The following is an 18,074-nucleotide window of genomic DNA, read 5'->3' on the forward strand; positions in this document are numbered from 1 at the left end:
CGTTATATTTTGTGTTCAGTACCCAGTACACTTACAATTGATTCAATTCTAATATCTTTTAAGTTGAAATCGTTCTGTATTGCCGATGCAAGATTTGACATAACTGTTTTTAATTGTAATTGAATCGGAATATTATAGATCGTTGTGCTTCCTTGTGCAGGTATGGTAATTGCATCCGTATTTACGACTGCTGTTCCTAAAAGAATATCGTTTTTGTCGTAAAAAATTATTCTTTTTAGTTTGACCGAAAGAATTTTAGCAGAAAAAACCTCTGCGGTAGGATTGCTCAGTCTTATATCTAAGTTGAATGAGATTATAGGCTGTTCGGCATTCCATTTTAGTTTGAAATTCTTAACAGCTGTGGGATAAATTTTTACATACTGAAATCTCTCAATGATTTTTTTGATTTTATAATCCAGAAAAAAATAACCCGCTACGGCTAATATACCAACCCCGATAATTACTTTTTTTGCGCTCATTTCTTTAGTTTTAAATAAAAATTCTGCCAAATCTCCAAGCCAAGAAGGCAAGCGTAATCCCGCCAATCCAAGCCAGTATTTTAACCCAAAAAGGAATAAATTTCACTTTAACAATTACAGGTCGCAATACTTCTTTTTCTTTGTCATTTATGCTTTTACTCGTGGCTGAATTTTCGTTTTTAGATTCTGCCTGTTTGAGCCATAATACAAGTCGGTTAAGCTTTTCATCGTACTGTACTCCAGCTTCATTATCGCCTGATTTTTTATAAGTATTCAACTGTCTTAAAACCTGATCGAGCGTTGCTTGAGCAATACTGTCACATTCGGCCTTTGAGGTTTTAACCTTTGCCACTTTTACAATAAGACTGTCTAAAATAGCTTTGCTTACTTCTGTAGTTTTTACGCTGTCTGTTTTTTGTTCAATAATGCGTTCGATTGTATGAGTGCCCTCTATTGGCTTAGAAGCGCATGATACCAAAGTCATAAAGGCAGATAGAAACAAGATTAAAATAATTACCTGCAAAAACTTTATAAATGGGTTTGGCTGTTTTTCGTTTAGTGTCATAATTTTGTATTTGATTTAATTGCGCTTTTAAGACCATCAAAAAAGCTGCTTATTAATTTTTCTACCTCGCTGTGTATAAGTGTACTTTGTGACCCGCCCCAAGCGCAGAAAACATAAGTCAGAAACTTACTTAAGTGTAAAAACTCATTAGTAAAGACATACACCGAAGCAGCAACAAAGAGGCTTACAACAGCTTCAGCAAGAATGAAACTGAGTGTCGGCTTTTTTCCTTTTTGAACAGCATTGTATATTTTGGTAAAAATCCCTGCAATAATTATCAAGCCTAACAAAAAATAATCTCTGTATACTGCCAATTCAAATAATACTTTTTTCATGTTGTTTTTTTTGTGTTAAAAGGTAAAAGCCAGTTAAAAGCGTAACTGCTGATACTGCTAAAATTAGGTAGAGGTTTCGCTTTTTTTTTTAATAACTCAACGCTGATGTTTTGAGCTTTATAAAAATTAAATTTTGCGACACGGTCGGACAATCCATTTGTACCGCCGTTTACTTTTTGCGTAATTGCTGTTATCTGATTCTTATCGGCTAAAGAATTTAAGTTTTTATAAACCGAAAAAAACCAAGCTGCTGCATCAATGGCTATATCATTTCTTAAAAGCAGATCAGGATTGTTTACAACATCATAACCGGAATATTTTTTATAAGCTTCATAATTTCCTTTACCAGTTAATTGTATATAGCCACGCCCTCTGTACTTCCAATCGTCACCACTTGCAGCGTTTCCGTTACCGTTAGAATTGGCATAACCAATGTTTGCAATCATCTTTTGATTAGCAGGATGTGAAGCGGTACGACCGTAAAGATTTCTTTGTGCAGCTGTTAAACGGGTATTAAAAGGGCTTGTACCTGCCAGTCCTTCAGGAGTGTAATTCAAATTTTCGATAACCCTTGTAAAATTTCCTGATTCGTGGGAAACCTGCGCTAAAAAATGCGGGATTCTCAGCGCATTATTGATGCCGTATTTTAAAAATGCTTTTAAAAATAAACTGCTGTTATCTAAAATAAAACTCATTATAGTATCACTTTTTTAGGTTCGTTTTTTGGCAATAACAATAAAATTGCAATAATTGCAATTGCCCCGATTTTCAATGTTGATGTAGTAGATTGTGTCATTTTAGTAGGCTTTGACCTGACTGCCATTTACAAAATAATAAGCACCGTCACGGATGATTAAATACTGATTTCCTGTTTTCAAACCGACATAGTTCCCAATGTGCTGTCCATAATCAAAACTGCTTTTTAAAAATGGTTTTGAACCTGAATTGAAATACGTTCCACTCGCTGTTTTTTCGGCATTGAAAATGCTTACATTGTCAGCATTTGCCATAATCTTCTGTCCTGCCTTTGGCAGTACCAAAGCTGTTGGGTTAGTTTTAATTGCAACTTTTGTTGCGGTTGTTATGTAGTTGTTTAAACTGATGGAAGAAACACCTTTTTTAGCCTGTAATGCTGCTAATGTTTTAGAGCCGAAATCACCATCAATGGCAACCCCCAAAACTCGCTGTAACTCTCTTACTTCCAAACCTTTGCTTCCTTTTGATAAAATTTTATTCTTATTTAAAACTGCTCCGACTGTCGGGGTATTTTCGGCAATTGGTGTTGCTAATATTGTCGGCGGTTCTGGAATGTCTGTAATTAATTCCTGCTGCTCCTTTTCTTTCTTTTTACTTCTCCAGTACAAGAACCCAATTGCTCCAACACCCAGTAAACCTGCTCCAATTAATACCTTATCTTCATTTTTCAATTTCATAATTCATTATTTTAAATTGTAGATTTTTTTTGTTCAGATCAGCTCCGGATCTTTTTCCAGGTTCGCAGAAAAATCTACTTTTAAGTTTATAAATACACTGGGAATCTTTTTCTAAGCAAATTGTAATCCTGCTCGTTAAGCTCTTCTTTTAACCAAGTTTTCAATGGCAGTTTTGTTCCGCCAATGGTGTTATAACCTAAGAGGCGGTTATAATTTTTCAGTCCCCAAGCTTTTTGAATTAACCCAAACTGCACTTGTGTAACACCTGTTAGTGTTTCAAAAATTAAATTCTCGTCAGTACCTGTGTAACGGTTCATCGCATCATACAGCAAGGCTACTTTTTGAGTGGGCGAAAATGCAGGAATAGTATTTACATCACCTTCATCTATGTATTTTTTACTGCCTCCTAAAATTGAACTTCCATTTTTATTGGTTTTAGTGAGAAAATAAACTCCTAATCCCAATATCAAAACCGATGTAGTTACTATGATTACTTTTTTCTGTGTTGTCATAATTAGAAAAATCCTTTAATTATAAATCTTAGCTTAACCATATCAGCTTCTCCGAATTGATCTTGAAGCCACTCAATTAAATTCATCTTAGAAAGTGTTGAGCTTCTGCGTTCACCAAATTCATTGTAAAGCCTTATAAATCCGTTGTGATTCAAGCCTATTAAATTATTCTCAACTGCGGTGTAATTTGCCCCGAATCCCAACAAAGCAGTATAAATGGCTTCTGCCCTTGCTTTTGCTTGTGTTACATTGATGTTACTGGGAGTGTATCTTGAGTCTTCGGGTATTTTAGAAAACCCTTTTATAAATTTGTAATACACTACAGTCAGAACTCCCGCCAACGCTAAAAACTTTAAAATTGTAAAGCCTGTATTGACTGCTTTTTCGGTTTTTTCCTGTGTCTTTTTTAATATTTCCTGCCCTTGTGGACTGGTTAAAACAGCTGCAGCAACTGCTGGATTTGATAGCCCTTTTTTCTTCATTATTATTGGTTTTTAGTTAGACAAAAAACCTTTAATCATTGGAAAATTGGTTTTTAACTGCTCAATGGCTTTTGGACTTTTTGATAATTCGGATAGTTTTGAAAGAACATCATTGTCAAGTCTTGCCAAATCTTTCAAAGCATTTGTTGCTGCTTTTATTTCAAACGGATTTCCCGCTTTTATATCAATTTCAATTTTTACGCCTCCCATAAATGGTATTTTTTTAATAATTCTGCTAATTCATTTGAAAACTCATTGTTTTGCAAGCCGTTGTTTATGCTTTCCAATACGTTAACCACGTTATCATCAAGATGGGTCAATATTGCTGCAAAATGTTGTTTAACTTCACTTGTATAAGATTCTGCGGGTGATGCAAGACCAACTGGCGCATTCCCTTTGAATGTTGCCATGAGCGCAGGCGCATTGTTGATTACTCCTTGTAACGCACCCCATAAACCGCTTTCTTTGTCAGCATTGTACTTTGATAATAATTGCTCCTCTCGAATGGTTTCGTATTTGTTTTTAAGTTCTTTGTTTTCGGCTTTTAAAACCTCACATTCCGTATGAAGTCTTGCTGCATCACTTTTTGAAACCATTAAATTCATAACATCAAGCGCACCTAGTCCGAAATTATTAGAAAAAACATCCTGCTTTTGCTGTAGTTGAGTTTGTGGCTGTACTCCAGAGACAGGAAATGTCTGCGGTTGATTGTTCTTAGAAAAATTAACATCAAAACTATTACCGTCAGCTTTGAAGTTATTCCCGTTTTTACGCTTCAAAGTCAGTCGTAAATTGTGGTTTCCCTGTTCAAAAAGATGCTCGAAGAAATCCTCTGCGGTTTCGAATTCCTGAACAATTTCAGAGTGTGTCTTATTACGAAAAAGAAATCGATTAGTATTTAAGTCAAAAACCGAAACAGCCGAATAAACATCGGTGTTTAATTTCTCCATTAAGTTTTCTAATTCTTGCATTTGATTAATTTTTTGTAAATGATGGTTAACTCTTTTTTGTTCCATGTAAATGCGCCGAAGCCGTCAACAGTATCTATTTCTGCAAATCTTACCGCCAAATCAATATTAGAAAGTGTATTGTCAGGATAAACTAATGTTATATTCTCACCGCTTTTGATTTCTAATTCATTGACAAACACACTCACAAAACCACTATTAACAACTTGCAGCGTTGTTACATTCTCGATAGAAATTTCTTTGTCTTCTTTTACTCTTAAAAAAACAACTCCAGTCTGTAATATTGTTAAGTCTTGTAGCATTTGTTTTTATTTAGCAGTCCTGATTAAGTTTGTACATTAAGATCAAATGGAAATAAGTCACTTTTGTCGCTGGTTCTTTAAGTCTTGCCTGAAATGTCATTGTTTTAGATTCAGTTGAGAACATTAACGGCTTATAGCTGTCATTAAAACCTGCACCCTCTCTGCGTTTCCAATGATCGATGTGTGATGGTTTTGAAAATGCTGCACCAGAATCATCGAAAATCCCATAATCTGCAAAATTGTCTATATCGTTATGATTAGTGTGCAGTTCCGCTCCTAAAACAAATCCTTTTTCAAGTGCTGTAGTTAATACCGCTTCTTTTTCTCCGAGTGGGATAGTTAAATTGATAACTTTTTCTTTTACTGCCATTTTATTGATTGTTTAAAAAAAGCCGTAACCCTTTACGTTTTACGGCTTTTTGATTTTATAAAAAATGCTTTATTTATTTTTTCGCTTGGTGCGCTCTAAATTCAAAACGAATGTTTTTATCAGTTGCAGCACTCACCGCAACACCTTTAGGATAAACAATTTTAATTGTAAATTCCAGATTTGAACGAATCAGCGGAGTAGTTGAAATCTCTCTGAATTTCTCATAACCACTACCGTCTGTCAGATCAGTCATTGGCATATTATCTACCAAAACATTACCGTCTTGTTCGATTACCAATTCTGCATTTTGAAAAGCTGCAGGGAAATTTTCAATATCTACTTTCTGCCAATTTGCTGAACCAAGCGTGGCACTGTTTGTACTATCCAGCAAAACCCTGATTCCATCAATCACATAATCACGCCCTGCATTTAATTTGTTTCCATCCAAATTGGTAACACCTACTTCTCTTTTGGTGTTGGCATCTACAACATCAATTGATCCTCCTTGTCCTTTAATATTAAGCGCTAGGTATAATGTTCTGTCTGTCAAGGCTACACCGTCTACTTTCGGGATACCTGCCTGTGCTTTTCCTTTTAGAGTTGCTACTGCTCCTAATAATTGGGTTTTTCTATTCATTTTAATTATTTTTTTAATTGGTGATTAATTTTTTTATTGATACAATTCTTCGTAAGTTCCGTGTAAACCGTCTTCTTCTTCCTCTCCGTATACATCGGACGCAGAACCATTTAAACCGTCATCTTCCATTTCGTAAACATTTCCTTCTGCATCTGTAAATTGACCATTTAATCCATTTTCAGCGATCTCAAAAACATTTCCTGCTTCGTCCATATACTGGCCGTTTAAGCCTTGTTCGTCAAATTCATAAATCTGACCGTCACCGCCCATAAACTGACCGTTTAAACCTTCATCATGAGGACAGGCTAATCCAACTGCTCCTTTTGCGAACAATGACGCTTTACCAGTACCTTGAAGTTTGGCACTCAAATGTGTACCAGAAACTTTTTTTACAGCTATAAAAGTCTGTACTAGGGCACTGCCTAGTAAAGCACCTCTCAACAAATTTGCTTTATTGGTTACACCGTTTACTTTTGTTGCTCCAAACAATGAAATTCCTGCTATTGCAACATTCATAAGCGGGCTGTCTGATTGAGGTAATAATGCACTCGCTCCATTTGACGCCATACCGCCAAGAACCCCACCTCCAAAAATTACTACTTCTTTATTCATACCTATTTTGTTTTTAATCCTTTTTTGTTGCTAAATAAATTCCTCCTCCAACGATTAAGCCACCTACAACCCACATCATTGTGTTGTTCTTTTTCTCTCCAACTACTGTTGTAATTGATGTTTTTGCTGTAGAAACTTCTTTCACGGGTGTTAATTCCCCTACTGGCTGAAATGTTTCACTTTCTGTAACTTGCTGTGTTTGGTAAGTATCAGTTGCAAAAGAAGCGGGCGTAAGCTGATTGACAGCTTGAACTGGTGCAGGTTTAGAAGGATTAATCACTTTTTTTGCCTGATTTGTAACCAGTTTTCCGACTTGTGTTTTGGAAACCTTTGTCACAGAATTGGCAACTCTACCCACTAGGTTTGCCGTTCCATTTTGATTAGTAAGTACTTTAGATACTAACCCCGAAGCAATTCCGCCCACAGCAGGAATAAAACTTGTTGCGATCGGTACAGCAACTTTAGCCACTTTTACTGCATTTTTAAGGCTTACATCTCTAAGTCTGATTTTCTTAAACGAAAAACCATTCAACCCCTCTGGGTCTGCATATAAATCATCGTACGTCATAATCGTTTTCTTTTTTTAAGTATTAGTGAATGCGGTGCCAATGCCGTTTTAGCCACCGTTTTTAACTGCTTATTTTTTAGAAGTGTGTGCGGTGCGAACGCCGCTTTAGCCACAAATTTTAATTGCTTCTTTTTTAGAAGCGAATGCGGTGCAACTGCTGCTTTTACAACATTTTTAAGCTTTAAGTTTTTAAGTCTGATTTTCTTAAGCGAAAAACCATTTAAACCGTCTCGGCTGTCGTATAAATCTTCTATCTGCATAAATCTATCGTGTTTAATTATTATTCGATTTTCCAAATAAAAACAACCCTGCAATAAATCCTGCGATTCCTAGATAAACTGGTTTGTTTGAATCTTTTGCAATATTTGTTGCAACTTTTGTTGCAGCTGCTTTACGCTTACCTTTTGCACTGGGAGCATTAAGCCCGTAATGAGGTAAATTTACTTCTGTGTCATGTGCCATAATGTGAATGGGTTCTCGGTTAGTACTTGTAGTTCCATCTATAATAAAATAGCCTTGTTTTATATCTCCAGTTTCCTGATTAAGCGGTACTATAACATATACATGAGTATATAAATCAGGTCTAAAACTTGGCTGTTTAATCTGTCTTATAAAATGCCTGATACCCATATTTGCGAGTAAACAGCTTGCGAAAATTGAGTAGGTCTTGCAATCTACTCCTTGAACTCTCTGCTTGAAGGCGCACGCTGGACTTCTCAGCATTTGTTCCTGACCGTCAGCCTTATACTGCAAATGATTATACAAAAACCAATAAATTTTATCACACGTTTCTTTCAATGAACTTTGCTGCAATAACATTGCAACTTTTGTTGTCTGATGATTGTACTTGACAACCATATCCTTAATCATTCTGACAGTATCAAAAGTATTGCCGTTGCCCAGTTTAGTCTTATCACAGCTAACTCGTGGAAACAACGGCTCGTACTCCTGACCGCCTAAGATTTTCCTCTGTAACAAGTTGTCAATATTCATTTTTCATTTCGTGTCTTGTGTTAGGTTGTTAGGCATTTAGATTACAAATATTGTATGCTTGTAAGGAAGTGTTTAAAGTTTGCTGATGTTTCAAAAGCATTTCTTAGCTTTCGCAATGTTTTCACAACTTTTATTGTGAAACCATTGCGAGAAGCTGTTAAATAAAAAAACCACGTCTTAGACGTGGTTTTTACTCTTTAATTTCGTTCAATTAGGTTACTACATAAAAAAAGGACGTCAAACTTTCATTTGACGTCCTTCTGATTTGAATAAAAAATATTGTACATCTTTAAGATGCGCGCTTATTTTTTCCCCACAAGAAGATAAGCAATACTTCCTATAATTGGAAATATGAGAATCAAAATACACCAGATAAGTTTCTTATCCGAAGACAATGAAGATTTACCTAATTTATAAAGTGTGTAGATAATAAATACAATAAGCAGTAGAATAAAAATCTGCCAGTAAACACTTGAATCCATTTTTTTTAAGATTTGAAAATTAAAATTAGCTGCCTAAAGCACAAATAAACTGCCCAACATTATTGTTATATTTATAAGGCGTAAAATACCCAAATATATCACATCTTCGAGTATAAACGGTTCCTACTCCCTCAAGAAAGATATTGTAATGTAGTTTTCCATTAATTCTCACATAGTTTGGCGCAGCTCCTCTTTTGTAAGTACAGTCAATCATTTCGTAGGAAACACCCAAAGTATAGCCAATAAGCCCAGCTTGAGCATTCTTAATCCCTTCATCGCTCGTTGTCTCCATGTACAACCTGTAATACCAAAATATAAAGTAAATATCAAATAATGTCCCACGTACAGGAATTTGCTGTTCAAATCTGGTAATTTCAGGATTATTATAATAATCCCAATAATCCCAACTTCCTGTACTACCGTCACCACTTGTTGTTTTAGAGGCATTTGGATTTAAAAATAAATTATTATTATTTTTCGCTTCTATTTTTAATTCACTACCTGAATTTTGATCTTCAGGAAATAATTTTTCAAGATCATTTATAGAATTAAGTACTATTTTATTACTGCTATTATTTAAACTGTCGGTAAAAGTCACATCTTTTGGATCAAGGCCCATTTCTTTAAACTTTTCAAGAATCTGCTGTCTTTTTATTTTTTGTGCACTAGCAGTTAATTTAACGCTTTCTTTATCATTATCCTCAACCGAGCAGGATGAAAAACAGAAAAAAACAACTAGACACAACAGGGGTCGAAATAAAAATTTCATATTAAATATTTAAAAGTTACAATTTTTTAATCGGTCTTAATGTTTTCCTGTAGCTATTAAATTACAATAAATAAAACCGGCTGCGAAAGTATAAAAAATATCCTAACAATAAATGGTCAAAAAATGGGTTTTTATAACATTTTATCAAGAATGCAAATAAACTCGCGCACATTATTATTATTTTATAAGATGTAAAATACCCAACTATATCACATCTTCTAGTGTAAACAGTTTCTAAACCTTGAAGGAAAATATTATTATATAATTTGCCATTTTTGCTAATTCTATATCTGAAAACAGTTAATGATATGTGTATGATGATTCTTAATAATATCTTTTTATCTTAGCTGAAACAATCTTCCTTTTTCAAATCAAATTGATCACGGAAATAAATAGAAGCATAAAATAATTAACTTAATAAGCTATTTTAAATAAAAAAAGGATGCAAATTATTGACGAATTAATTAGTAAAATTTCAGAGCAAGAAACTTCATTAACTGATATCCTTATTCGGACAAAAGTTTTGGCATTTCAACTTAAAAATGAAGAATTAAAAACTTGGATTAACCACGAATTAAATGGTTATGAAGACGTTATAACTTTACCATCTTACCGTACAATATCTTGCGAAATCACAGGAACAATTTCTAATGGCTACCAAAGAGCTACTAACTTCCCTATTCCTTTAGTGGGCTTAGATGAAGACCTGAGAACACAAATAAAAACTGTTAATCTCTATCAAAGCATATCAGCAATTGATTCGCTAGTTCAAGAAGGTAAAACGTCTAAAATGTCAATGAATATACCTGCAGATATTTACCAATATTTATCTCAAGATTTTGATAATGGCTATCAAATAGAATATGCTCGAAAAGAAATAAGTAGTACGCAAATTGTACAGGTATTGACTTCTGTTAAATCAAAACTATTAGATTTCTTATTAGAGTTAAATGAAGCTTTTGGAGAAGAGAGCATCAAAAAACTTTCAGAAGGAGACGAGAAAGATCAAGTTTCTTCATTATTTAATTCTGCTGTATTTGGAAATAATACAACGATAATTGTGGGTGATGGTAATTCTCAAAAAGTAACTATAAAAGATGTCCTCTTTAAGAATTTTGATGAACTTTCACGTTACTTTGAATCCAATCAAATGCCTAAAGAAAGTATTAACGAATTAGCTACAATAATTGATTCGGATAATCAAAATATTGAAACAAAAGAATTTGGGGATAAGGTCAAAGGCTGGGTAAGTAAAACTATTACAAAAGCGATGGACGGTTCTTGGACTGTTGGACTCGCCGCTGCGGGAAAGGTTTTGGCGGATGGTGTGAGCAGATATTATGGTTGGAAATAAATCTATAGTCATAATAAATGGAACTTCGATAAAGTTATTAATCACATTTATTATAAAATAACAAATGTCAAAAACAGATAGCAAAGCTTTAAAAATCATAGAAGCTATTACAATAGAAAAGGCTACAATTGAATCGATAAAAAATACAATATGTGACGATATAAATGACTGGAATAGATGTAGTGCTAAAGCATATAGTATAAATCTTGAAAATGCTAAAAAACAGAAAAAAAAAGCTCTATTGGCTGCTGGTACTAATTCTACATCGCTTGAAGAAATACAAGATATTTTAGATTCAAATGATATTCTCGCTAATTACGCTCTATTAATATCTATTTTTTCTACAAAGAGTGATTTGGACACAATAAAAGACATAATAAAAGACTTACCTTCATCAGAATCTGTGTTAGTTGCATATATGGGTCATTTTACAATGAATCCTAAAATGAGAATGCTTCAAAAAAAGGGTAGAATTGAAAAATTTGATCATTTTAAAGTATTTGCAAAAATGGTTGATGCTGCGCTTCTTTCTTACTACAGAGATAATTTTATTAGTTGCTATTTAACATTGTTGCCCTTAATAGAAGGTGTAATCATAAGATGGATGGGATATAAAGAAACAGATAAAAAACCCGAGTTTGATGAAATTAAAAAATTTTTTAAAAACTCATATATGCGACAGCCATGTCCAAATAATCCTTTGTTTTATGATGTTTTTACTAAAGGATGTGATAAAATCTTAAAAGAACAATTCTATAGGGATACGCAAAAAACTGGGGATTCGCATGAAAATTTTAACAGACATGTTGCCTCGCATTTACTTAATGATAAATCATTTGGGACTAAAGAAAATTGTATCAGATTATTTATATTACTTGATGCTATGACTGAAATTTATTTATATGAAACGAAGATTCCTGACCCTCGTTTTGAATTGATGAATGAAGATATATTAGATGATTATGGATTACTAAAAAAAATTCTATCTGAAAGATCAGAAGATAGTCCTGAAAATAAATTTTTGAATGCAGATAAAATCTAACTTTGTCATTTAAGAAAGTTATTGTCATTTTGTAGCTAGGTAGTGAGATACAAGTAAAAGAGCAAAATTAGATAGTCATCACCACTATCAGGATATGTAATATTTAAAATTTGTATCAAAAATCTCATCATAATTCATTAAGACTTTTGACAAAACTATTCGCATATCGTAAGTGGTGTGTTTTGATACATTGGTGTTAAAAGTTATTTTGACTGAAAATCGATTTTAAGCCTATTTCTTATCTTGAAAGTATATTTATCCAATCCATTATCTAATATCTTCTTAAAAAGCTTTATTTTAAGTTCTTCGTCGTTTAAGTAGTTCGAAAGCTTATTTGCAGAGGTTAATTTTGTCTTTTTGACATGGTTTTCTTTTGGGAATTCTAAAACACGGATAATAAAATTTCTATTTATTAATGCGTTTGTCGGGTTGTCTGATTTCTTTGCCATTCGTTTTAAAGTTGATTTTGAAGTTTTCTAATTTTAAATTCTTCTTCTCTGTGATCTTGAAGCATAATTTTTAATTCATCTGAAAGTAAATAGCCGTCGGGTTTTCCGTTTCTATCCATGAAAATAATTAGTTCTTTTGTGGAAATGTTTTTTGCGAAAAGCCTTGCTCCCTCAGTTGCATTTTTTCGGGTCTCTTTTAAAATTTCGTGTATTTCTTTTCGAATATAGTCGGCTGTAAATTGGCTAATAAATAAGTCTTGTAACTGTGCTTTATTTCTTATATAATTTAAAGTTTTGAGGTTCATAAAATATTAGGTTTTGAATAGTTGATAGATTTGATTTATTTCTCGTTTTTTGATTAATGATTTTTATTTCTTTTTTTTCAGGAATTCACTTAATTCATGTATTTTTTTTGAAGCCGATTTGAAAAAATCAATAATCGAATTAAGCCGAAATATTTCTTCGTTTTTGGTATTAATAGTTGTCTTCAATTTTTCGATTTCCTTTTTCTGCTCTAAGTATTTATCGACAGCAAAAAATAATATCTCAGGGGTAGTTTTAAAATTTTCTTTCTTCCCGATTTCTTCAAGCTGTTTTAATTGTTTTGCCGTAAAGCTTCTGATGTATGTACTTTTCTTAATCATCTTAATTATGTTTTTAATTGTAGATTTTTTTGCTCAGATCAGCTCCGGATCTTTTTCCAGGTTCTTCAAAAAATCTACTTTTTAGAGATTGGTTATTTGTTTATGAATTTCAGCTAGGTATTTTCTTGTTATGAATTTTTCGAGTGCATTACTTGGCTCATAGTCATTACAGCATTGAAGTAAAATAATTGCTTCATAAATTTTAAGTTTGAAATTTGAAAGTGATTTTTTTTGATTTTCAATTTTCGTTCTTAACTTAAAAAAGAGACTTGTAGTAACATCTATCTTTAAAACATCATTAAAATAAGCATCATCAACTTTACTATTCTGCAATTTATTTAATGCTTTTAACCGCAATTGAGCAACAACATTTTGAAGTATTAAAAAATCTTGCAACTCAATTTTTTTGAGTGTTATTGTTGTCATACTTTTTTTGTTGCTATTAGATTTCCATTCTCATAAAACTGAACGACATTAGTGATTTTGGATATTGCATGCTTTTCAAAACGTCTTAACATACTTGTTATCACAGATTCGCTGTTACGCTTATTTTGGTTGATTGGCGACCACCAAACCGCATTTTTTTCTTTTGTCTTGGTTAGGATCACCATTTTAATCTTTGATTTTTCAGGGGCAAATACTGGCATAATTAAAAATAGATTTGGTTAAAACTCAGATAAATTGTATTGTAAAAAATCATCATCAAAGGCTATTTTTTGACTCCTTTTTAATGACTTCTCTAAAATCATTTGCGGTAATTTTTCTAAAAATTCAGATGGTAAATTGTTCTCTACATAGTCATACAATTGGGGCATTGTAATTTTATCTTTAAAGAATCGATTGACTTCATTTTCGAACTTTTTAGCATGATTAATTGTCGTTTTTCTTCGGGCTGCATCAGCTTCACGCTTCTTTTTTAAAATCTCATATTTTGCCTTCGATTTTAAATGCTCGTTATATTTTGATTTAGTATATTCAAACCCTACTTCTTTTGATGTTTTTCGGGTCATATCAAAATAATCAGCAGGAAACAAAGGATTTACATTACTATTCTTAAAGAACCATTTCCTAGCCCATTCTATTCGCCATCGGAGTTCCTGAATATCATCTACAATTGATTGTTTATTAAAAGCATCACCTGTAAAGGCTATAAATTTATTTTGCATGTAAAAATTGATAGCTTTTTTCCAAGAACCTGCAAATGGTGTACTATTTCGATAAATTTTGGATATATTTTTAAAGAAGTCCTGAATTACAAGTTCCCTGAAATTCTCTTTTGGCATTGTTCCCGAATATGCTTCTTTAAATAAAATTCGAATATCAATCGGCTTGTAGTTGTTGTAATCGTGGTTAGAAAGATTAACAGCCAATTCCTGCGGGTGAATTATCAGGTTTTCAAGTTTTTCCGATAAAGTATTTAAAACTTTAACATTTTCCGCCCCGCCCCCAGTTAAATTTTCTTTATTGCAGGCTCGTGTTCTTGTAAAAAATAAATTAAAAGGCGTGACCGAAGGGAACTCCATATCTTGAGAAATGTTCTTAACATTCTCATTCATTTGATATTCATTTAAAATTGTTCCAGTATTCTCATTGTTATCAGGTAAAACTTTCTCGTTTTCAGAGGTAACGTGTTGATTTTCAAAAGTAACTAATTTTGAAGTTTTGAGGTCTAAAACCGTCAAAATTTCGCTGTTTATATGCACTTCAACAGGTCTATTTTGCCCCGAAAAATGATAATCAACAAATACCCCGCATTCTTCTAAACGTTGCCTGTGGTTACGTACAGTCTTTTTACAGAGGTCTAAACTGGTTACACCATTTCGCTGTAAGGCAGTTACTAAATATGAATTAATTTTAAATTCTTCAATAGGTCTAACCGCAGTAACTCTCAATCTCATATACTGTTCATTTCGCTTCATTAACTGCGAATTATACAGATGCAGAAGATTTTGAAAAACCAATTCTGTAGCATATTTAACTGTTTGAATTTTCTTTTTCTCTATAATCAAACCGTGATCTTTCATAAAAGCATCAGCTTGTTCGTTATATGCTCTTGGTTTAAGTAGTTTACTTTTAAGCAAAAAAACTTTTGAAAATTCTCTTTGTATATCGGTAAGGGTGTTTTCGCTTAAAAATTTTCTAACAAAAGCATTATGTTTTTCTATTAGTTCATTTTCTGCGTTAGTCTTAAAGTTGTAAGCAGAAATATATTTTCGGTAATTATCCATAGTGACACTAAATGCATCTAAACTGATTGCAGGATAAACAGCCATAATACGGTTTTCAGGCTGCAATGAAGTTGCAACGTTTGTTGCAATGTTATTTTCTGCTGTTTTCTTTTTGGTTGTATTACCAAAACCAAAAAGGTTAGATGCTAACGAAAAAACCTTGGAATCTACACTTTGTTTGCTCATAATTACTTTTTCTAACCTTTCAGCATCGGGCGTAAAACGCCCGAATGCGTCTAGGAATTTCAGCATTTGCTGGACGTATTTTTATGTTCTTTTTTTGTTGAATTGAGTTGCTAAAAGTTTTTCGGTAACACTTTCTAGTGTCCAGTTGTCTAATGCCGTTTGCTTTTTAGCTTTTTTAGGTAATGGTTTTCCAAATTCTTTATCAATACAAGCAGCAAGTTCTTTCAGTTCCTCAGGGGAAAGAAAAATCTTTGCATTGTTGAATATTGATAATACTTTTGGATTCATTGAAAATTATTTTTTTGAAAGTTTTCTACGTTTCAAAGCCATTGCTTTTTTGGCTTTAATTGTTTTGTTAACTAGCTGCATGATTGCTAATTCTACCTTTTCATTTTCACGAAAACCGTTTGTTATCATACGGATACTATCAACAGAGAAATCTTTATTCTTTTCATTTTTAATGCCTATCTTTTTTAAATAAGGCATCACTTTTGGAGTATATTGATGTCCTAATACTTCAATAATTAGTTTTTTTTTCTCTTTTAGAAATCATATCTCTAACTGTATTTGATAATTATAATTTTTCTGCAATTCTATAATGTCTTTATTTTGCAAATCATCATCGTATGGCACAAAAACAGTTTTTATATTGCAGTTGAATTTTACTCCGGCTTTTCTCAGTTTTTGATGCAAACGGTATCTTCTATTTTCTCTAACTGTCCTTATGGATTTCCGTAAAACTTGGCACTCGTTTTGCATTATTTTTGACTATTAAGATTCCTACAAAAATTTAAAAATTTCGCAATGTGTTTTTTACTATATTCGTGGTTATGTACTTTAAAAGCATTTGTAATACATCTGTTATGTTTTAACGATGTAAAAATAAACAAATTTCTTTATTATAAACAAAATTCTTTACTATGAATGGTAATTTTTTAAAAGAAAAATTACAACTTATTGATATTCAGTTAGTTGATTTATCTAAAATTTTAAAAATAACTCCCCAAAGTTTGAATAGCAGGTTCAAAACAAAGGATGTTACTATTAGTTTTTTAATTGAATTATGCGAAGCAGTAAAGAAAAGTCCTTATTACTTTCTTAAAGGAAGTGAATACGAAAAATATTTCGTTTTAGATGATAGTGTTTTAAAAAGTGATGTTCTAACTGAAAACAGTAATGTAATTGCTGAAAAAATACAATTATTGGAAGAACAGAATCAGTTATTAAAAGATAACAAGGAGCAATTGCAGGAAATTGTAAACCTTTATAAAGAAAAAATCAAGAGCTTAGAGAATATTATAGGTGGAAATTCAGACAGAAGCCATATCGCCTAGCAATTTGCAGGTAGTTTGGAAGAAAAATTTAAAAACTATCTAAAAAGTAGATTATTTCACAAACATAGAAAAGCTAAAAGTTCTGGCACACTTGTTCTGTTAATTCTTTAATTGTAATTACATGAGATATAAAAGCTTAATTTTTTTTGAAAATTTGATAGGTCACAAACGGAGATTTCTAGTAAATTATGTTTCGCCTAATTTTGAAGATATTTTTTATGCAGAGATAAAAGAAGTACATGAAAAACACATTATAGTAGAACAGAAGTATATAAAAACAGATGAAGAGTACAACGAAGAACAAATAACTCAGAAAAGAAAATTAGATAATGGATTATTTGAGCTTTTAGACATCAAATAAAAAGCCTTACTATAAATAAGAAGTAAGGCTCTATTTTTTTTATTCTAATTTACGCTCAAGGATAATACATAAAGCTCATTTGCTCTGCGTAATCTTTATTATCACCGAATTGCTTATATCTTAATCTATCCATACCAGAACCGGAGCTAGTATGCTTAGTAATAATATTGAAATCTATGTCTTTATAAATATAAGATTTCAGCAATGGTTTAATTTCTATGAAAATTTGAGGCTCCTTTTCTTTTAGAATTTCTTTAGATTGCTCTAGCGTCAATAAATCTCTTTTTGAGTGATTAAGTGTAATATTAAGTATACAACCTTCATCGAGCATTAACGTTTTCATTTCTTGCTCATCAACTACATATAGAATTGTGTACTTCCTTTCGTCAATTACTGTTTCGTAAACTTCCATAATTTTTTTATGTAAATTTATGGAATATAAACACTAGTCTTTCAGATGTCGTTTATATTTTATTTTTAAATGTCTAACTTATATAAGTGGTTTGTTAAAATCCGACAACTCTTCTTTTTTTGTCCTTTTTCAATCTCTTCGAACGTGGCATTTCGTGAACCTAATTTCAAAAATTAAATATTCAATACCACATTATGTTTTAAAAAAGAAACTAACAATTTCAAACTTTACAAATGTGTCCAGTATCTTAACAGTAATTTTTTATTTAGCATATTATTCGCAAAATTTGCTTCTAAATTAAACAACAAATAATAATCAACTGGAAGATAATTCAATAACCATATAAAAAAAGTAGATTATTTCGAGAAACTAAAAAAACTGCAGTAGCTACTCTAAGCAAAAAAAATCTACAATTCAGGAGCATTAAAAAAAAAACAAAATACTAGTTATCAATAAGTTAATACACGATCTAGTTTTAAATAGTTTTTGTACATTTGTAACCTGTAATACTTGTAATACTTGTAATACTTGTAATACTTGTAATACTTGTAATACTT

General features: G+C 32.2%; 31 protein-coding genes. 4 read left to right on the top strand and 27 right to left on the bottom strand.

The window, feature by feature from the left end; translation table 11 throughout:
- Positions 1-2: 2 nt before the first annotated feature.
- The 18 genes from ACODSB_RS23035 to ACODSB_RS23120 all read right to left on the bottom strand — a co-directional run bounded on the left by ACODSB_RS23035 (position 3) and on the right by ACODSB_RS23120 (position 9,507).
- Positions 3-479: a hypothetical protein gene (locus ACODSB_RS23035; protein WP_488938754.1), complete on the bottom strand. Its 477-nt coding sequence runs from the start codon at positions 477-479 to the stop codon at positions 3-5.
- 10 nt (positions 480-489) lie between these two features.
- Positions 490-1,044, bottom strand: a complete 555-nt coding sequence (locus ACODSB_RS23040; protein WP_488938755.1) for a hypothetical protein — start codon at positions 1,042-1,044, stop codon at positions 490-492.
- A complete protein-coding gene (locus tag ACODSB_RS23045; RefSeq protein ID WP_488938756.1) occupies positions 1,041-1,379 on the bottom strand; it encodes a hypothetical protein in 339 nt (112 codons plus the stop codon). The genes ACODSB_RS23040 and ACODSB_RS23045 overlap by 4 nt, the downstream gene beginning before the upstream one ends.
- Entirely contained in the window at positions 1,376-2,074 is a 699-nt protein-coding gene (locus ACODSB_RS23050; protein WP_488938757.1) for a glycoside hydrolase family 19 protein, read from the bottom strand. Before ACODSB_RS23050 ends, ACODSB_RS23045 begins: the two co-directional genes overlap by 4 nt.
- Before the next feature lie 102 nt (positions 2,075-2,176).
- Positions 2,177-2,812: a peptidoglycan-binding domain-containing protein gene (locus ACODSB_RS23055; RefSeq protein ID WP_488938758.1), complete on the bottom strand. Its 636-nt coding sequence runs from the start codon at positions 2,810-2,812 to the stop codon at positions 2,177-2,179.
- A gap of 86 nt (positions 2,813-2,898) precedes the next feature.
- Entirely contained in the window at positions 2,899-3,324 is a 426-nt protein-coding gene (locus tag ACODSB_RS23060; RefSeq protein WP_488938759.1) for a hypothetical protein, read from the bottom strand.
- A 2-nt stretch (positions 3,325-3,326) separates the two neighbouring features.
- The gene (locus ACODSB_RS23065; protein WP_488938760.1) at positions 3,327-3,806 is read right to left on the bottom strand and encodes a hypothetical protein; all 480 of its coding nucleotides are present in this window, start codon (positions 3,804-3,806) and stop codon (positions 3,327-3,329) included.
- Between the two features lie 12 nt (positions 3,807-3,818).
- Positions 3,819-4,016 (bottom strand): hypothetical protein, encoded by a 198-nt coding sequence (locus tag ACODSB_RS23070; RefSeq protein WP_488938761.1) that lies wholly within the window; start codon positions 4,014-4,016, stop codon positions 3,819-3,821.
- Positions 4,004-4,777, bottom strand: coding sequence for a hypothetical protein (locus ACODSB_RS23075; protein WP_488938762.1), 774 nt, complete (start codon positions 4,775-4,777; stop codon positions 4,004-4,006). Before ACODSB_RS23075 ends, ACODSB_RS23070 begins: the two co-directional genes overlap by 13 nt.
- Positions 4,765-5,076, bottom strand: coding sequence for a hypothetical protein (locus tag ACODSB_RS23080; protein ID WP_488938763.1), 312 nt, complete (start codon positions 5,074-5,076; stop codon positions 4,765-4,767). Before ACODSB_RS23080 ends, ACODSB_RS23075 begins: the two co-directional genes overlap by 13 nt.
- 10 nt (positions 5,077-5,086) lie before the next feature.
- Positions 5,087-5,446 (bottom strand): hypothetical protein, encoded by a 360-nt coding sequence (locus tag ACODSB_RS23085; protein ID WP_488938764.1) that lies wholly within the window; start codon positions 5,444-5,446, stop codon positions 5,087-5,089.
- Positions 5,447-5,519: 73 nt separating this feature from the next.
- Positions 5,520-6,083 (bottom strand): hypothetical protein, encoded by a 564-nt coding sequence (locus tag ACODSB_RS23090; RefSeq protein WP_488938765.1) that lies wholly within the window; start codon positions 6,081-6,083, stop codon positions 5,520-5,522.
- Positions 6,084-6,116: 33 nt separating this feature from the next.
- Positions 6,117-6,695, bottom strand: coding sequence for a hypothetical protein (locus ACODSB_RS23095; protein WP_488938766.1), 579 nt, complete (start codon positions 6,693-6,695; stop codon positions 6,117-6,119).
- Positions 6,696-6,708: 13 nt separating this feature from the next.
- Positions 6,709-7,263 carry a hypothetical protein gene (locus tag ACODSB_RS23100; protein WP_488938767.1) on the bottom strand — a complete coding sequence of 185 codons (555 nt, stop codon included), beginning with the start codon at positions 7,261-7,263 and terminating at the stop codon, positions 6,709-6,711.
- Positions 7,260-7,523, bottom strand: a complete 264-nt coding sequence (locus tag ACODSB_RS23105) for a hypothetical protein (protein WP_488938768.1) — start codon at positions 7,521-7,523, stop codon at positions 7,260-7,262. Before ACODSB_RS23105 ends, ACODSB_RS23100 begins: the two co-directional genes overlap by 4 nt.
- 13 nt (positions 7,524-7,536) lie before the next feature.
- Positions 7,537-8,256, bottom strand: a complete 720-nt coding sequence (locus tag ACODSB_RS23110) for a hypothetical protein (RefSeq protein ID WP_488938769.1) — start codon at positions 8,254-8,256, stop codon at positions 7,537-7,539.
- Positions 8,257-8,558: 302 nt separating this feature from the next.
- Positions 8,559-8,738, bottom strand: a complete 180-nt coding sequence (locus ACODSB_RS23115) for a PLDc N-terminal domain-containing protein (protein WP_488938770.1) — start codon at positions 8,736-8,738, stop codon at positions 8,559-8,561.
- 25 nt (positions 8,739-8,763) lie between these two features.
- A complete protein-coding gene (locus tag ACODSB_RS23120; protein ID WP_488938771.1) occupies positions 8,764-9,507 on the bottom strand; it encodes a hypothetical protein in 744 nt (247 codons plus the stop codon).
- A 442-nt stretch (positions 9,508-9,949) separates the two neighbouring features.
- On the opposite strand from ACODSB_RS23120, the gene ACODSB_RS23125 reads away from it, so the two are divergent.
- Both ACODSB_RS23125 and ACODSB_RS23130 read left to right on the top strand, forming a co-directional pair.
- Positions 9,950-10,861 (top strand): AbiTii domain-containing protein, encoded by a 912-nt coding sequence (locus ACODSB_RS23125; RefSeq protein WP_488938772.1) that lies wholly within the window; start codon positions 9,950-9,952, stop codon positions 10,859-10,861.
- Between the two features lie 64 nt (positions 10,862-10,925).
- Positions 10,926-11,903, top strand: a complete 978-nt coding sequence (locus ACODSB_RS23130) for a hypothetical protein (RefSeq protein WP_488938773.1) — start codon at positions 10,926-10,928, stop codon at positions 11,901-11,903.
- Between the two features lie 203 nt (positions 11,904-12,106).
- On the opposite strand, the gene ACODSB_RS23135 is transcribed toward ACODSB_RS23130, so the two are convergent.
- The 8 genes from ACODSB_RS23135 to ACODSB_RS23170 all read right to left on the bottom strand — a co-directional run bounded on the left by ACODSB_RS23135 (position 12,107) and on the right by ACODSB_RS23170 (position 15,899).
- On the bottom strand, positions 12,107-12,352 hold the full coding sequence (locus ACODSB_RS23135) for a hypothetical protein (RefSeq protein ID WP_488938774.1): 246 nt from the start codon (positions 12,350-12,352) through the stop codon (positions 12,107-12,109).
- Between the two features lie 5 nt (positions 12,353-12,357).
- Positions 12,358-12,657, bottom strand: a complete 300-nt coding sequence (locus ACODSB_RS23140; RefSeq protein ID WP_488938775.1) for a hypothetical protein — start codon at positions 12,655-12,657, stop codon at positions 12,358-12,360.
- A gap of 63 nt (positions 12,658-12,720) precedes the next feature.
- Positions 12,721-12,996, bottom strand: coding sequence for a hypothetical protein (locus ACODSB_RS23145; RefSeq protein ID WP_488938776.1), 276 nt, complete (start codon positions 12,994-12,996; stop codon positions 12,721-12,723).
- Positions 12,997-13,077: 81 nt separating this feature from the next.
- Positions 13,078-13,422: a hypothetical protein gene (locus ACODSB_RS23150; RefSeq protein ID WP_488938777.1), complete on the bottom strand. Its 345-nt coding sequence runs from the start codon at positions 13,420-13,422 to the stop codon at positions 13,078-13,080.
- The gene (locus ACODSB_RS23155; protein WP_488938778.1) at positions 13,419-13,643 is read right to left on the bottom strand and encodes a hypothetical protein; all 225 of its coding nucleotides are present in this window, start codon (positions 13,641-13,643) and stop codon (positions 13,419-13,421) included. The genes ACODSB_RS23150 and ACODSB_RS23155 overlap by 4 nt, the downstream gene beginning before the upstream one ends.
- Before the next feature lie 18 nt (positions 13,644-13,661).
- Complete coding sequence (locus tag ACODSB_RS23160) at positions 13,662-15,476, bottom strand: hypothetical protein (protein ID WP_488938779.1); 1,815 nt, start codon at positions 15,474-15,476, stop codon at positions 13,662-13,664.
- 15 nt (positions 15,477-15,491) lie between these two features.
- A complete protein-coding gene (locus ACODSB_RS23165) occupies positions 15,492-15,698 on the bottom strand; it encodes a hypothetical protein (protein WP_488938780.1) in 207 nt (68 codons plus the stop codon).
- A 6-nt stretch (positions 15,699-15,704) separates the two neighbouring features.
- Positions 15,705-15,899 carry a hypothetical protein gene (locus ACODSB_RS23170; RefSeq protein ID WP_488938781.1) on the bottom strand — a complete coding sequence of 65 codons (195 nt, stop codon included), beginning with the start codon at positions 15,897-15,899 and terminating at the stop codon, positions 15,705-15,707.
- Positions 15,900-16,330: 431 nt separating this feature from the next.
- Here ACODSB_RS23170 and ACODSB_RS23175 point away from each other — a divergent pair, with 431 nt between their 5' ends.
- Both ACODSB_RS23175 and ACODSB_RS23180 read left to right on the top strand, forming a co-directional pair.
- Complete coding sequence (locus tag ACODSB_RS23175; protein ID WP_488938782.1) at positions 16,331-16,744, top strand: hypothetical protein; 414 nt, start codon at positions 16,331-16,333, stop codon at positions 16,742-16,744.
- A 121-nt stretch (positions 16,745-16,865) separates the two neighbouring features.
- Positions 16,866-17,105: a hypothetical protein gene (locus ACODSB_RS23180; RefSeq protein WP_488938783.1), complete on the top strand. Its 240-nt coding sequence runs from the start codon at positions 16,866-16,868 to the stop codon at positions 17,103-17,105.
- 55 nt (positions 17,106-17,160) lie between these two features.
- On the opposite strand, the gene ACODSB_RS23185 is transcribed toward ACODSB_RS23180, so the two are convergent.
- Positions 17,161-17,517: a hypothetical protein gene (locus tag ACODSB_RS23185; RefSeq protein WP_488938784.1), complete on the bottom strand. Its 357-nt coding sequence runs from the start codon at positions 17,515-17,517 to the stop codon at positions 17,161-17,163.
- Positions 17,518-18,074: the final 557 nt, after the last annotated feature.

The sequence above is a fragment of the Flavobacterium sp. FG68 genome, assembly GCF_057808895.1.

Excerpts from the sequence above, each read along its gene's own strand:
- ACODSB_RS23035 (WP_488938754.1), bottom strand. The coding sequence starts at position 479 with ATGAGCGCAAAAAAAGTAATTATCGGGGTTGGTATATTAGCCGTAGCG.
- ACODSB_RS23040 (WP_488938755.1), bottom strand. The coding sequence starts at position 1,044 with ATGACACTAAACGAAAAACAGCCAAACCCATTTATAAAGTTTTTGCAG.
- ACODSB_RS23045 (WP_488938756.1), bottom strand. The coding sequence starts at position 1,379 with ATGAAAAAAGTATTATTTGAATTGGCAGTATACAGAGATTATTTTTTG.
- ACODSB_RS23050 (WP_488938757.1), bottom strand. The coding sequence starts at position 2,074 with ATGAGTTTTATTTTAGATAACAGCAGTTTATTTTTAAAAGCATTTTTA.
- ACODSB_RS23055 (WP_488938758.1), bottom strand. The coding sequence starts at position 2,812 with ATGAAATTGAAAAATGAAGATAAGGTATTAATTGGAGCAGGTTTACTG.
- ACODSB_RS23060 (WP_488938759.1), bottom strand. The coding sequence starts at position 3,324 with ATGACAACACAGAAAAAAGTAATCATAGTAACTACATCGGTTTTGATA.
- ACODSB_RS23065 (WP_488938760.1), bottom strand. The coding sequence starts at position 3,806 with ATGAAGAAAAAAGGGCTATCAAATCCAGCAGTTGCTGCAGCTGTTTTA.
- ACODSB_RS23070 (WP_488938761.1), bottom strand. The coding sequence starts at position 4,016 with ATGGGAGGCGTAAAAATTGAAATTGATATAAAAGCGGGAAATCCGTTT.
- ACODSB_RS23075 (WP_488938762.1), bottom strand. The coding sequence starts at position 4,777 with ATGCAAGAATTAGAAAACTTAATGGAGAAATTAAACACCGATGTTTAT.
- ACODSB_RS23080 (WP_488938763.1), bottom strand. The coding sequence starts at position 5,076 with ATGCTACAAGACTTAACAATATTACAGACTGGAGTTGTTTTTTTAAGA.
- ACODSB_RS23085 (WP_488938764.1), bottom strand. The coding sequence starts at position 5,446 with ATGGCAGTAAAAGAAAAAGTTATCAATTTAACTATCCCACTCGGAGAA.
- ACODSB_RS23090 (WP_488938765.1), bottom strand. The coding sequence starts at position 6,083 with ATGAATAGAAAAACCCAATTATTAGGAGCAGTAGCAACTCTAAAAGGA.
- ACODSB_RS23095 (WP_488938766.1), bottom strand. The coding sequence starts at position 6,695 with ATGAATAAAGAAGTAGTAATTTTTGGAGGTGGGGTTCTTGGCGGTATG.
- ACODSB_RS23100 (WP_488938767.1), bottom strand. The coding sequence starts at position 7,263 with ATGACGTACGATGATTTATATGCAGACCCAGAGGGGTTGAATGGTTTT.
- ACODSB_RS23105 (WP_488938768.1), bottom strand. The coding sequence starts at position 7,523 with ATGCAGATAGAAGATTTATACGACAGCCGAGACGGTTTAAATGGTTTT.
- ACODSB_RS23110 (WP_488938769.1), bottom strand. The coding sequence starts at position 8,256 with ATGAATATTGACAACTTGTTACAGAGGAAAATCTTAGGCGGTCAGGAG.
- ACODSB_RS23115 (WP_488938770.1), bottom strand. The coding sequence starts at position 8,738 with ATGGATTCAAGTGTTTACTGGCAGATTTTTATTCTACTGCTTATTGTA.
- ACODSB_RS23120 (WP_488938771.1), bottom strand. The coding sequence starts at position 9,507 with ATGAAATTTTTATTTCGACCCCTGTTGTGTCTAGTTGTTTTTTTCTGT.
- ACODSB_RS23125 (WP_488938772.1), top strand. The coding sequence starts at position 9,950 with ATGCAAATTATTGACGAATTAATTAGTAAAATTTCAGAGCAAGAAACT.
- ACODSB_RS23130 (WP_488938773.1), top strand. The coding sequence starts at position 10,926 with ATGTCAAAAACAGATAGCAAAGCTTTAAAAATCATAGAAGCTATTACA.
- ACODSB_RS23135 (WP_488938774.1), bottom strand. The coding sequence starts at position 12,352 with ATGGCAAAGAAATCAGACAACCCGACAAACGCATTAATAAATAGAAAT.
- ACODSB_RS23140 (WP_488938775.1), bottom strand. The coding sequence starts at position 12,657 with ATGAACCTCAAAACTTTAAATTATATAAGAAATAAAGCACAGTTACAA.
- ACODSB_RS23145 (WP_488938776.1), bottom strand. The coding sequence starts at position 12,996 with ATGATTAAGAAAAGTACATACATCAGAAGCTTTACGGCAAAACAATTA.
- ACODSB_RS23150 (WP_488938777.1), bottom strand. The coding sequence starts at position 13,422 with ATGACAACAATAACACTCAAAAAAATTGAGTTGCAAGATTTTTTAATA.
- ACODSB_RS23155 (WP_488938778.1), bottom strand. The coding sequence starts at position 13,643 with ATGCCAGTATTTGCCCCTGAAAAATCAAAGATTAAAATGGTGATCCTA.
- ACODSB_RS23160 (WP_488938779.1), bottom strand. The coding sequence starts at position 15,476 with ATGCTGAAATTCCTAGACGCATTCGGGCGTTTTACGCCCGATGCTGAA.
- ACODSB_RS23165 (WP_488938780.1), bottom strand. The coding sequence starts at position 15,698 with ATGAATCCAAAAGTATTATCAATATTCAACAATGCAAAGATTTTTCTT.
- ACODSB_RS23175 (WP_488938782.1), top strand. The coding sequence starts at position 16,331 with ATGAATGGTAATTTTTTAAAAGAAAAATTACAACTTATTGATATTCAG.
- ACODSB_RS23180 (WP_488938783.1), top strand. The coding sequence starts at position 16,866 with ATGAGATATAAAAGCTTAATTTTTTTTGAAAATTTGATAGGTCACAAA.
- ACODSB_RS23185 (WP_488938784.1), bottom strand. The coding sequence starts at position 17,517 with ATGGAAGTTTACGAAACAGTAATTGACGAAAGGAAGTACACAATTCTA.